Annotated in this window: 11 protein-coding genes and 1 pseudogene; 9 read left to right on the top strand and 3 right to left on the bottom strand. The window is 52.3% G+C overall.

What is annotated here, in order from left to right; translation table 11 throughout:
• The first annotated feature begins 7 nt into the window (after positions 1-7).
• Positions 8-2134 carry an RCC1 domain-containing protein gene (locus IRJ17_RS18305; RefSeq protein WP_242771430.1) on the top strand — a complete coding sequence of 709 codons (2127 nt, stop codon included), beginning with the start codon at positions 8-10 and terminating at the stop codon, positions 2132-2134.
• Between the two features lie 49 nt (positions 2135-2183).
• On the opposite strand, the gene IRJ17_RS18300 is transcribed toward IRJ17_RS18305, so the two are convergent.
• Positions 2184-2594, bottom strand: coding sequence for a YjdF family protein (locus IRJ17_RS18300; protein ID WP_242771428.1), 411 nt, complete (start codon positions 2592-2594; stop codon positions 2184-2186).
• A 268-nt stretch (positions 2595-2862) separates the two neighbouring features.
• On the opposite strand from IRJ17_RS18300, the gene IRJ17_RS18295 reads away from it, so the two are divergent.
• Complete coding sequence (locus IRJ17_RS18295) at positions 2863-3261, top strand: BlaI/MecI/CopY family transcriptional regulator (protein ID WP_173599337.1); 399 nt, start codon at positions 2863-2865, stop codon at positions 3259-3261.
• Positions 3262-3375: 114 nt separating this feature from the next.
• Here IRJ17_RS18295 and IRJ17_RS18290 read toward each other — a convergent pair whose 3' ends face one another.
• A complete protein-coding gene (locus IRJ17_RS18290) occupies positions 3376-3933 on the bottom strand; it encodes a GNAT family N-acetyltransferase (RefSeq protein WP_242771425.1) in 558 nt (185 codons plus the stop codon).
• Between the two features lie 450 nt (positions 3934-4383).
• On the opposite strand from IRJ17_RS18290, the gene IRJ17_RS18285 reads away from it, so the two are divergent.
• From IRJ17_RS18285 to IRJ17_RS18270, 4 genes are all read left to right on the top strand, one after another.
• On the top strand, positions 4384-6159 hold the full coding sequence (locus IRJ17_RS18285) for a putative bifunctional diguanylate cyclase/phosphodiesterase (protein WP_233454177.1): 1776 nt from the start codon (positions 4384-4386) through the stop codon (positions 6157-6159).
• A gap of 166 nt (positions 6160-6325) precedes the next feature.
• Positions 6326-6784, top strand: a complete 459-nt coding sequence (locus IRJ17_RS18280; RefSeq protein ID WP_122966838.1) for a GreA/GreB family elongation factor — start codon at positions 6326-6328, stop codon at positions 6782-6784.
• Between the two features lie 115 nt (positions 6785-6899).
• On the top strand, positions 6900-7433 hold the full coding sequence (locus tag IRJ17_RS18275) for a hypothetical protein (RefSeq protein ID WP_122966837.1): 534 nt from the start codon (positions 6900-6902) through the stop codon (positions 7431-7433).
• Between the two features lie 13 nt (positions 7434-7446).
• Positions 7447-7734 (top strand): hypothetical protein, encoded by a 288-nt coding sequence (locus IRJ17_RS18270; RefSeq protein WP_242771422.1) that lies wholly within the window; start codon positions 7447-7449, stop codon positions 7732-7734.
• 8 nt (positions 7735-7742) lie between these two features.
• Here the strand turns inward: IRJ17_RS18270 and IRJ17_RS18265 are convergent, their stop codons facing one another.
• A complete protein-coding gene (locus IRJ17_RS18265; protein ID WP_242771419.1) occupies positions 7743-8168 on the bottom strand; it encodes a VOC family protein in 426 nt (141 codons plus the stop codon).
• 160 nt (positions 8169-8328) lie between these two features.
• Between IRJ17_RS18265 and IRJ17_RS18260 the strand changes: the two are divergent.
• The 3 genes and pseudogenes from IRJ17_RS18260 to IRJ17_RS18250 all read left to right on the top strand — a co-directional run.
• Positions 8329-8448 (top strand): annotated as a pseudogene (locus IRJ17_RS18260) (alpha/beta-type small acid-soluble spore protein); the annotation flags it as partial.
• Between the two features lie 210 nt (positions 8449-8658).
• Entirely contained in the window at positions 8659-10611 is a 1953-nt protein-coding gene (locus tag IRJ17_RS18255) for an AraC family transcriptional regulator (RefSeq protein WP_242771416.1), read from the top strand.
• Between the two features lie 126 nt (positions 10612-10737).
• Positions 10738-12372: a helix-turn-helix domain-containing protein gene (locus IRJ17_RS18250; protein ID WP_242771413.1), complete on the top strand. Its 1635-nt coding sequence runs from the start codon at positions 10738-10740 to the stop codon at positions 12370-12372.
• Positions 12373-12447 lie beyond the last annotated feature (75 nt).

The following is a 12447-nucleotide window of genomic DNA, read 5'->3' as shown; positions in this document are numbered from 1 at the left end:
TGAGCACGTGTGGAATCGGAATCAACTCAAGGTGCTGGCGTGCAGCGGTTTGACTTTTGTCCTCGTTGCTTCTGGGAGCGTGCAGGCAGAACAAACGGCCACGCCAGCGACTCCGGCGCAAAAACAGGCCAGCGGCAGTGGTGCAGCAGCCGACAAAGCCAGCGAAGTAACGATGAAGGCATGCGGCAACATCGCGCAAAAGACTGCGCAAGCAAAGCCGGCTGCAAGCTCTCCGGCGGTTTTACAAGAAGCGACCGCCTTTTCCGGCATGGAGAGAATTGCGACGGACAACATTTTTGATGGAGCGGGGTATGGCTGGCGTCCTGGCATTTCCTACGCTTTTGACAACCAGGGCAACGTCTGGGGTTGGGGCGTGCAGGGAGAAAAGGACGCAGATTTTCCGCAAAAGCTCGCGGGATTGCAAAATGTCAAAGAAATCTCCGGAGACCATGCGCTGACGAAAGACGGTCAGGTCTGGCGGCTGAACGACATGGCACAGCCGGAAAAAGTGGCGGGGTTGGATCACATTCAGTCGATCAGTGAGTTAAATGGAAACGAAGGCGCGCTCGTACTGCTCAAAGACGATGGGACCGTGTGGACGTGGATGCAAGGAGAGAGCAAGCCTGCCCAGTTGGGTGCTTTCGCCAAGGTGACGCATATATACGGTTCGTCTTTTTCCTTGTTTGTGTTGGAGCAAAACGGCAAGCTGTACTACGTCAGCGGCCAGGGGCAGGAGCTGAAAGCCGAGCTTGCACAGTTGGTGAATGTCCCGGGGGCGGTCAAGCAAATCGCGCTTGATTACTCTGATCGTGCGCTGATACAAACCACAACGGGCGAGGTGCACGTGTTTGACCCGGATGAAAACAAGCTGACGCGTGCTCCGCGCGAAGCCGACGGTGCTGTCAACATGGCAGTGGGTGGCGAAGGGATGTACTTGTTCAGCAAAAAAGACGGCACGGTCTGGGGCTGGGGAAACAACACACTCGGCATGCTTGGCGAAAAGCAGCCGAATCTCGTAAACGTACCTGTGCAAATCGCAGGCTTGCGCGATATTGTTGACATTCAGGCAGGCACAGATCACGTGATCGCCCTGCAAAAATCCGGACACGTATATTCATGGGGCAGCAACATGACGGGACAGCTGGGCAGATTGCCGCATCTGCTCACGGAATGGACGGAGATCGGGGAGTTGAAAGACGTCCGGCAAGTGAGCACGGACATGGGCAAGCCGTTTTTTGTCCGCAAAGATGGCACGCTTTGGGGCATGAACGACAAGCTTGTGCCTTATCAGGTGCAAGGCCCCAAAAATATTCAGGCAATCACCAGCATTTTGAATACAGCGGTAACTATGGATACAGCGGGGAAAGTCCAGATGTGGACAGATGATTTTGCCACCTGCCAGGAATTGTCCTTGTCTGCCCCTGCGAAAGACGTGGTGGGAGGAGAAAGACGATTGCTGGTGCGTTTAGCGGACGATCGGCTGTACACAGTCGAGTTGCAGCACGAGTTTGTCGAAAAGCACGGCATTTACGAGCCTGCGAACATCAAAATCGGCAAGGCAGAAGCCGTTCAGATCGATCCGGCTGTCATTTCGCAAATCACCAAGCTGTACGCCAACGCGTATACGTTCCTCGCGACAACAAAAACCGGGGAAGTGCTTTATGCAGAGCAAACAGCCAAGCAGCCAGCATTTGTCAAAGTGCCCGGTGTAAAAGGAGTGCGTGAATTGGCTCCGCAATATTTTGTCCGCTACACGACGGAAGATGTTTCTGTCTATGCGATGACGGATTCGGGAGCGGTTGCGGAGCTGCAATTCCAAGTCGATCGCGATGGCGACGAGTGGAAAGTGGGGAAGGTTGCAGTGTTGCCAAAGCTTGAAGAAAACATCGCCTTGGCAAGTGGGAGACTGAGAATAACGAAGGATGGCGAGCTGTACGAGCACGACTGGAATGAGCTTGCCAAAAAACGCGTTCCCCGCCCTGTCCGACTGGTAGCTTCTTCGTACGATTACGCGATCGAGGGGCCGGGGTCCCACTATCACGTGCTCGTGACCGAAGATGACAAAATCGTTGTGCTCGGCTACAATCCGTACGGCCGAAGCTCGCTTGAACCGCAGCTCGTCCAAACGAAATAAAAAACTCACGCTCCGTGCAAAGGAGCGTGAGTCTGCGCACAGGGGAAAATTATTTGCCTCTGTGCTTTTCTTTTGCTTTCTGGACTTTTTGCTGCCACTTTTGTTCTTGCAGCTCGAGCTTTTGCTTGCGACTTAATACTTTCTTCTCAACCTTGCGCGCTTCCCAGTCCAGCTTGATCGCTTCCTGGGCAAAGGTGGAAGTTCCTTTTTGCCGCAGCTCTTTTGCCACTTGACGAGCCAGCCGCTTCGGGTTGATCTTGGTCGCAACGGCTGCTTTTACTTGTACGGACTGTCTTGTGTCATCCAGTCCGGGCAACAGACGATGCAAGACGAAGTCAAGCACCTCGCCGTCTTTTGGCTCGGAACCAAACAGAAATCTGCATGCTGTCAGCCGCGCATTTTCCACATGCTCGACCACGCCAACCCAAAACTGTCCATCGAAATAAACGGTTAGTTTCACCCAAACCGCCCCCTCTGAAAAATTCAAGAGTGTCGGACATCCCGAGGGGGGAAGGTTACTGACAGAGACACGCGCGCATGTTCTGCGCCCGGACTACCAACCGGGAACTGTGTTTTTACACTCTTGCTGTTTATTATCGTAGATGACGGCGCTGTTGACAATCATCTTCATAAAAAAAGGAAGAGATTGGTTGACAGCAAATTTTTACAAACGTAATATTTACTTGTGAACGACTTTTATGATCGTACAAGAAAAGACAGGTGAGAGCATGAATCCAATTCCTAAAATTTCGGAAGCTGAGTGGGAAGTCATGAAGGTGATATGGCAGGAGCATCCCGCAACGGCTGAGCAAATCATTGAACGCTTGCCTGCCGATATCGAGTGGACCGAACCGACCGTGCGCACTTTTTTGAATCGGCTGCTGAAAAAGCAGGCCATCGGCTACGAAAAGTCGGGACGCAGCTATTTGTACTATCCGCTCGTTCAAGAAAGCGACTGCAGGCGCGTGGAGAGCGAGTCGTTTCTGAAAAGGGTGTTCAATGGAGCTGTCGGAACGATGATGACCAATTTTTTAAACGACGTTCGCCTGTCGGATGAAGAAATTGAGCAGTTGCAGAACATTCTCAAGGAAAAACGGGCGCAAAAGGACAAGGAAGACCAACGGTGACAGGAGTGGATCTGGGAATCGTGCCCGTTACTTCCATACAATAACTAGGAGCTGTCCTTGTGGCAGCTACACGCGAGTCATTCGATCAAGGAAAGACGGGCGCGCGGCATAAGCTCAAGCGGACGGCGTGCCCGGGTACCACACGCCGAGCCACTGTTCGGCGCCGTAGTCCTCGAACCGCTCCACCTCGGTGAACCCCAGCTTCGCCGCGACGCGCATCGCAGCCACGTTGGCTGTCTGGGTGGAGAGCACCACCGGCTCGCCGGGATGCGTGTGGGCGAACCAGTCGAGCGCCGCTGCGCACGCCTCGGTGGCGTACCCGCGGCCCCACGCTTTCGGCAAGAACATGTAGCCAAGCTCGGGCTCTCCGCCCTCTGGACGGATGTGACCCTTACGCTCCGGGGCGCGCCGATCGAGCGTGATCATGCCAATCGTTGTTCCGTTGCGCTCGACCACGAAGAAGCCGAAGCGCTGCCCAGGCACCTCAGGCAGCGCGCGCTCAAGCTCGTCACGCGGTCGGGAGCCGCCGACGTAGGTTCCCACCTCTGGTGAGGCGAACAGGTCGATCAGCGCCGCCCGGTCCCGGGCCTCGGACTGGCGGAGCAGGAGCCGCTCGGTCTTGATCGGGGCAGGTGGCCAAGCGACGGGGTGCACGGTGATCTCATCTGTCATGGTGTAATCTCCCTTCTCTGTTAAAAGTTACATAATTTGCTTATTTTATAAAAGTTCTTCGGAGTTTTATGATTGCGTTCGTTACAGCTCCAATTATACCCTGAATTTGTTTGAATATAGAAACGAAAAGAGCATGCTGTTTTATTTGTTCATTTCAATTTTCTACTCCCATACGGAACCCGTTAAAAAGAAGTCTGCACGCCATTTTGCTGATTTCTTTTTATTTTTGTCATTTTGTAACAATCTAGTTCCACGAATGGATAAACATGGGAAGAAATCGGGAGGAATTTGTTGAATGGTGTCGAAAAGATAGGCAAGACAATACGGCATGAGTCCAGAAATGATATGGTTCAGGCAGCAAAGGAGTTTTGTGGAATGGAGCATTTCTCACACGACGATTTTTCCCGCATCTCTTTAGAGGGGAATCCAGAAGTTTTGGCGCAAATGAACATGATCAATTTGACGCAAAGGGACCTGGAGCTGATCGCAGGGCTGCGTCCTTTGGTCGTGGCACAAATTGAGCACATCACGGCTTCTTTTTATGAAGCGATCCTTCATGTCGATTCGCTCAAAGAAATCATCACCAGCCATACGACAGTGAACCGCCTTCGTCAAACGCTGTCCAACCATCTGATCGAGATGTTCGACGGCTACATTGATGAAGCGTTTATCGAAAAACGGATGCGGATTGCCATGGTTCACCAAAAAATCGGGCTGCCGCCGAAGTGGTATATGGGATCTTTTCAAAATCTGCTTAGTGCCTTGCTGCGAATCGTCGATGACTTGAAAGACACGCATCCCGACTGCCCCGCCCTCGCACAAGCGGTGACGAAGCTGCTCAGCTTTGAACAACAACTCGTGCTGGAAGCGTACGAAAAACAGACGCGCGAGGAAGAACAGCGGGCAAAAGTCATTATTGAATACCAGGCGCTCCATGACGATTTGACCGGATTGCCGAACCGGAGAATGCTGCACCAATCCCTCCAGGAAACAATCGACCAAAGTGCGGAGGCCGACTCCCGTTTTGCTGTTCTCGTGCTGGATATCGACCGCTTCAAAATGATCAATGACTCTCTCGGACACACCTACGGAGACCGCTTTTTGCAAGAGGTGAGCAACCGGATTCGCAAAAGCACGGCAGGATTCGACGTTGTCATCGCACGGATGGGCGGAGACGAGTTCACCCTGATTTGCAAAAATGTGCAGTCTGATCAGGCGTTTGCCGAGTTGGCCACGCAAGTCGTCAAAGAGATCGAGATTCCGTATCGTCTGCAAAGCAATGATTACTACGTCTCAGCCAGCATCGGGATCGCCGTCTATCCCGATCACGGAACGGGCGTGGAGCAGCTATTGAAAAATGCCGACACCGCCATGTACGAGGTGAAGAAAAACGGCAAAAACGGCTTTCAGTTTTTCTCGAATGAACTGGACAACCAGTTGCTCTTGCGGATTGAGCTGGAAAGCGATTTGCGCAAAGCCGTCAAGCAAAATGAATTTATTTTGTACTACCAGCCGCAAGTACGTGCGTCGAGCAATGAAATTATCGGGGTAGAGGCGTTGGTTCGCTGGAATCACCCGACGAAGGGCATGCTGTCGCCAGGCATCTTCATTCCAGTGGCAGAAGAAACCGGACTGATTTACGATATCGGGACATGGACGCTCAGAGAGGCATGCAAGCAAATGAAAAAGTGGCATTCCGCAGGAGGCCCGCTGATTCCCGTATCGGTCAATTTGTCCTCGCGCCAGTTCCATCAAGCGAATCTGGTGGAATACATCCGCGATATTTTGCAGGAAACCGGGCTGGAAGCGAAGTATTTGGAGCTGGAAATTACCGAGAGCATGATGATGGACGCGGATTTGTCCACGGAAATTCTCAACAAGCTGAACGACTTTGGCGTCAAGATCAGTCTGGACGACTTTGGAACAGGATACAGCTCCCTCAGCTATTTGAAATTGCTGCCGATTCACAAACTCAAGATCGATCGCTCGTTCATTACCGACATCACGCAAAATACGAGCGACCAGGCGATTGTCGCCACGATTATCTCGATGGCGAAGCATTTGAATATGGACGTCATCGCGGAAGGAATCGAAACCAAGGGCCAACTGGATTTTCTCACGGAAAATGCTTGCAAGGAAATCCAAGGCTATTACTTCAGCCGACCATTGCCGGCAACCGAAGTCGAGGAGACTTTCTTCGTCCCTTACAGACAAACGCTTTTGTAAAGACGACTTTCCACAGGATGCATGGAATGGAATCATCTTGCAATTCCTGATACAATAAACTTGAGTCCCTTCGGGGGCTATTTTTCTAAGGAGGTATTTTCCATGAGGGAGAACCAAGCGTTCATCAAACTCGTCTATGAAAAACAACTGGGGGGTGACATTTATTATGAACCCTAGTATTTTGCAAGGTACGAGAAAACATTTGATCAACCAGCTTGTTTTTTTCGATGAGCAATATTCGCTCTTTTTTGACCATTATGTGCGCGATTATGGAAAAGAAAAACAAACGGTAGACGAAATGATCCAGCGCTACAAGCAGACGCTGGAACAACTGCTCGCCAAAGACGACAGCGAGCTGTTCACGTCGCTGAAAGCTGTTACTTTGCTCGGCAGCAGCGTGAAAGTTTTATTTGAAGAGGATGACTTTGAGGAATCATTCACTGTGGTCTATCCCACAGATATTGATCCGGATAACAACAGAATCTCATTCTTGTCGCCCATTGGCAGGCAGCTGCTCATGGCTGCTCCGCGGGATTCCGTTGTTCTGGAGAGCCCGGTCGGCAAGCAGCAGGTGCATGTGCGGGAGATAAGCTTTACATATATGAGTGATTTTTCAGCACAGTAGACGGCGTGAAAACAGCTTGAAAAGTGAAGAGGAAAGGCGCTAACGTCTCGGTTAGTGTCTTTTCTTTTCCAATGAGGGAAGATCATTTTCGATGATGAGGGAGGAAAGGGATCAGATGACAACAGAAGCAAACAAAGAGGGCGTGCAAATTCCATGGCAACGCTTGACCACGCCTTACGGGAGAGGAACAGAGCTGCCTGCCTTGATCGAGCAGGGCGCTTACGGCGAAATCGGTCAGCTCATTGAGCATCAGGGTACGCTATGGCAAGTTACGCCATGGGTTTTGTCTGTTTTGTTGCAGCAGTTGAAAACAAAGCAGCCAAGCGAGGTAAGCTTGAACGAAATCGTGCTGTACAAAGCGGTGGTGGAGGCGCTGGAAGGGCATCCACTCGCGGACGCTGTCCATGTTCCGGATATGACGATGCTTTTGGACGAGGCGTATTTATGGCCGGAGGATGAAGAGGAGGACGAGGAAGCCTGGGAAGAAGAGCCGGCGGGATATGCCGAGTTGCCGTTTTCCAGCTACTATTACTACAGCTATCTGCTTTTGCAAGAAGCAGTACCGACCTTCGAGAGAGTCGCGCAAGAAAACGAGGAAATCGTTGATCCTGTTTCCCGGCTGATCGAGATGATCTCTCAACTGAAATAAGGAGGGTAAAGCGATGGCGTTTCGAGCGGCGTGCCCTGCTTGCAACTGCGCTGGAGAGTATGATTTGCTGCATAGCTTGAAGCAGACAGAGCTTGGCTGGCAGCTTTTTTGCGAGCTGTGCGGGGAAAGCGTGATACATTTTTCCACAGAAGAAAAAGAGCAGATTTTCAAGGCGATGCAGTTGACAAAGGAGTATGTGCCGGATGTAATCAATGCCTATGGTGAGTTGAATGTAAAGGAGCTATCTTCCCACGTGGCGTTTGGCGCGATTGCAAAAAAAGAGACAGAGGATAAAGCTTGATCCTCTGTCTACTCCGTCGGGCAATCTTCGTAATTGAACTGCCACTCGATCCCGAATTTGTCGACGACACTTCCGTAGCATTTGCTCCAAAACGTTTCCTGCAGCTCCATGCGGACGTTGCCGCCTTCTTTCAGCTTGGCGAAGTAGCCTTTCAGCTCGTCGAGATTTTTGCTGATGATCGCCAGGCTGATGTTTGTCCCAGCGACATACGGCATTCCTGGAAAGACGTCGGAAAACATCACCCGGCTGCCAGCGAGGACGAGGTGCGTATGCATGACGCGGTTTTTCGCCTCTTCCGGCATCTGGAAGTTCGGATCGGGCGGCGTATCGCCAAAGGTCATGATTTGCGGGGTTTCCGTGCCGAAAACTTGCGCGTAAAACAGGACAGCTTCCCGGCAGTTTCCATTGAAGTTAAGGTAAGCGTGTATCGGCATGATTCATATCCTCTCTACATAATTTTTCCAACCATCTTTTAGGATGGGGTCGTTTGCTGGCAAATATACGTGGAGGACGCACAGGAGGAACAGATATCATGATTGTTATACCTATCGTTGTCCTGCTGTTTTTTCTGTTTTGGTGGTTGTACCCGCTTGTGCAGCCGAGTTTGGTGTCGTTTTGGGTGCCGAGACAACATCGCGTCAAAATGGTTCGGTCGGTGGCGAAATGACCAAGCGGCTCGTGCAATTCGCCGAGCAGCAACTGTTCCGCCCGTAGCTTCCTTCCAACATCACATACGGAAAAAGGCGATCTCGCAAGCTGGCACACTGGCTGAGGGGATCGCTTTTTCTGTTTGGGCAACAGATGAAGGGGAAGGCGAAGGCAGCGGGCAACCGTTGATAATGAGAACCATTTTCATATATAATGAAGCCAAATACAGCCAGCTAGCGGCGTATCGCAAACAGGTTGAAGGAGTGAGCAGCTGCGATGCGGGTCAGTGAATCATTTGTGCTTTGGAACCATGCTTCTCTGAAAATATTGGACGTTCGTTACTTGGCTTTGTTTCGGGAAGAGGCAAGCCGTGCCTGGCAGCTTCCGGCCAGCAGCTTTTTATTTGCGACCAAAGGGAGAGCCGAGATTTGGCTCGATGGACAGAAGCATCCGGCCCAGCGCTTTTACATGCTCCACGGCGGAAAAGGCGCCAGGCTGCAGATTTGTCCGCTGGAGGACGCTTTTGAATATTATGTGATCTACTACAAAGCGCTGCTCCCTTTGCCGATGAACCAGGAGCTGATCGCCATGCTGGAGCGGCAGAGGCCGTTTGATGCTGCTTACGGCTTTCTCCCGGAAAAAGCGGTGTGTCTGTTGCAAAACATTCAGCTGATGCACGAAGAATGGGAGAAACGGAACGGACTGGAGCATTTTCATGTGCGGGCGCTTTTTTATCAAGTGGTCTACGAGCTTTTGCGGCAGATGCACAACCCATCGTTGTCGCGTAAGCCGAATGATTTGGCTGCTCAGGCGCTCGGATATATTCAGGAAAACTATGCCCAACCGCTCTCGCTCGAAGTGCTCGCCGAGCTGTTGGACAGCAGTCCGCGCCATTTGTCGAGACTGTTCAAGCAGCGGACGGGCAGCAGTCCGATCGAGTACATGATTTCGCTGCGGATGGAAAAAGCGAAGGAGCTGCTCAGGCGCACAGAAGCCAGTTTGCAGGACATTGCCGAAGAGATCGGCTATCCGGATCGGTACTATTTTGCGAAAATGTTCAAACGGTACACGGGAGCATCGCCGATCCGGTATCGCACGGAACAGGCAAGGCACGATGAGACATCGAAAATGGCGCGATATGACATTGAGGCAGGTAGAAGCCGCGTTTATAGTGATAATGGTTATCATCATCGTCACGATAAAGGGGGAACATTCATACCTATGCGCTACAGCAACAAATCTTCTTTGGCAACCATCCTGTTTTTGTGCTTGACTCTGATCCTCGGCGCTTGCTCTGCACCGACTACTACAAGCACGGCCAATCCGGGTGCGGAACAGCCGCAGGTAAACTCCGCAGCGTCAGCTTCGACCTCGAACCAGCCAAGCGCAAAGCCGGCAACAAAAATCGTCTCTACAGCCAAAGGTGACGTGGAGATTCCAGTCAATCCCCAGCGCGTGGTCGTCTTTTACTTGCTTGGAGACGTGCTCGCGTTGAACGTAAAGCCAGTCGGCATCTCTGACGTCCAGAAAGGAGCCGCTTTTGAAAAAGAGCTGGAGGGTGTCCAGACGCTCGGAACTTGGTTCGAGCCCAACCCGGAGGCGGTTTTGGCGCTTGATCCCGATCTGATCATTGCTCCTTCTGAGAAAATTTACCAAATGATGGAAAAGGTCGCGCCGACTGTGTATATCCCGTTTGACCGCATGACAGTGGAAGAACGTCTGCAAAAGCTCGGCGAAGTGCTGGGCAAGGAGGGCGAATCGAAGAAACTGCTGTCCGACTTCCACGCAAAAGTAGCGGAGAGCAAGAAAAAGTTGGGGGAAGCAGGCATTTTGGACAAGACGGTGAGCATCATGGAGGGCGGAAAAGGCAATATGTCCGTAGTCAGCAGCAAAGACTACGGGCGCGGCTCGCAAATCGTCTACGAATACTTGGGAATGAAAGCCCCGGCTATTGTGCAGGCAAAACTGGACAAGCCATCTGGGGAAGCGACAGCAGAAAGCGTTTCGTTTGAGGTGCTGCCCCAATATGCGGGTGACTTTGTGTTCCGTTCGGCGTATGAAGGAATGGTCGACTTGTCCGATAACAAAGTGTGGAACAGCATCCCGGCGATCAAGGAAGGCAGGCTGATCGAGATCGACTTCGGTTTGTCGTACTACAACGATATTTACTCGCTGGACAAGCAGCTTGATTTCATCGTCGACAGTTTGTTGAAAGCGGCGAAAAAATAATCGTTTTGCAAATTCATAAGCTAGTGAAAAGCTGTCGCCAGGCTCTGCCAGACCTTGGGGGCAGCTTTTCGCGCATTCGTCAGAGAGAGGCTAGTATGCTGCCACACCGCAAGAGGAGGAGAGAAGATGAAGCGGCTGTATGTCGTGAAAAAAGTAGAGAGCTGTTCCTTGAACGAAAACGGACAAGCATTCGTACCAACTTATCCACTGTTTATTTGGTCGGACACTCCGGTACAGCTGCGAATGGGGGAACAGTGGCAGGAGGTGGCAAAAGGCCAGCTTGCTTTCGTTCACCCGAACGAGCGCATCGAAATGAAACGGGCGAAACAGGCTGTCGACTCGCTGTTTCTCCTCTTTTTTCAAGGATACCGTTTGGAGGAAGAAACGATCGACAAGCTGACGTATCTCGTCGATCACAGCACCTTCCCGGCACATGGCTCTGTTGCGGGCGTTGGCTCGTTGCCGCTCCGGGCTTTCACGATCGTCGAGCAGTTAGTGAAAAGCAACGCGAACGCTTCCGGTAATCCAAGCGATCAGGCAAGTCAGCACGGGCTGCTCGCCGAGCTGCTTGACCTGTTTGCCATGGCTGTGTCGACACAAACAGCCAATCCGACAAATCCGATGCACGATGTCCTCGACTTCACGAACCGCTATTACGACCAAAACTTGACCCGTACCCAGCTGGCGGAACTGTCAGGATACGACGCCAGCTATTTCTCGCGTCAGTTTCATAAGCTGGTCGGGCACAGCTTTTCCGAGCATTTGACGCGGGTCAGGCTCGATCGGGCAAAGCTGCATCTGCTGACAAGCGAGGCGACGCTTCAGGAAATCGCGGAGAAAGTCGGCTACGCAGACGGTTTTTACTTGAGCCGCAAATTCAAGCAAGTGATCGGCACCTCCCCCAGCGCGTATCGGCGGATGCCAAAGCCGCAGCGCATCGTTGCCCTGCAGTTTGCAGGTGACTTGCTCGCGCTCGGAATCAAGCCGATCGCTGCCCGGTTTGCGCCGTGGGAAAGCTCGCCGTTGATTGCAGCGGAGCTGGACGGGGTGCGGAATGTCGAAGAAATACAGAGCGTGGCGGAATGGGAGCAACTATCGCCGGATATGGTGCTTGCACCGGATTATTTGTATTACGTGCCCGATCAATTGGAGCAATTGCGCAGGCTGGAACAGATCGCGCCTGTGCTCGTCCTCCCGTGGGATCGGCTGGATCGCTTGGAAATGGTGCGGCTTTGCGGAAAATTGACAGGCAAAGAGCAGGAAGCAGAGGCGTGGCTGCAACATTATACGGCGCGGGCGGAGGCTTTGGCTGCCAAGCTCGCTGGCGTGATCCAGCCGGAGGAAACGGTGGGGCTGTACGAGCTGTGGGAAGACAACACGATCTGCATCTGGAATCAGACGACCAGGGGAACGTACAACTTGTACAGCAGCTTGAAGCTGACCCCTCCGCCGAAAATTGCCGATGAAGTCTTGCGGCCACAAGCCCACAAGCTGATCCGGGAAGAGCAGCTCGCCGATTATGCTGCGGATCATATGTTTGTGGTCATTCCCCGCGAGCAAGGGGGCGACGATCTTGCTTTGACCGACCATTTCCGGTCGCGAGCAGGCTGGCGCGAATTGCTGAAAACGGGACGCCACCGCCTGTACCCTTTGCCATTGGAAGACTTTTGGTGCAATGACGCGCGCGCCTTGGAAAAACAACGCGAGATCATGGTCGACAAGCTGCTGGCAGCAACAGCGCTTGTCCTGGCAAGCAGGTAACCATTGTCCATGACGAAAATGTCACGAATGGAAATAGACAGCAGAGAGGGGGCGAGGTACGATGAAGATGTTTGT

Source organism: Brevibacillus parabrevis (assembly GCF_022701015.1).
Classification (GTDB): domain Bacteria; phylum Bacillota; class Bacilli; order Brevibacillales; family Brevibacillaceae; genus Brevibacillus; species Brevibacillus parabrevis.
Note: the sequence above shows the minus strand (reverse complement) of the source record. Positions and strands in the feature narration are given on the sequence as shown.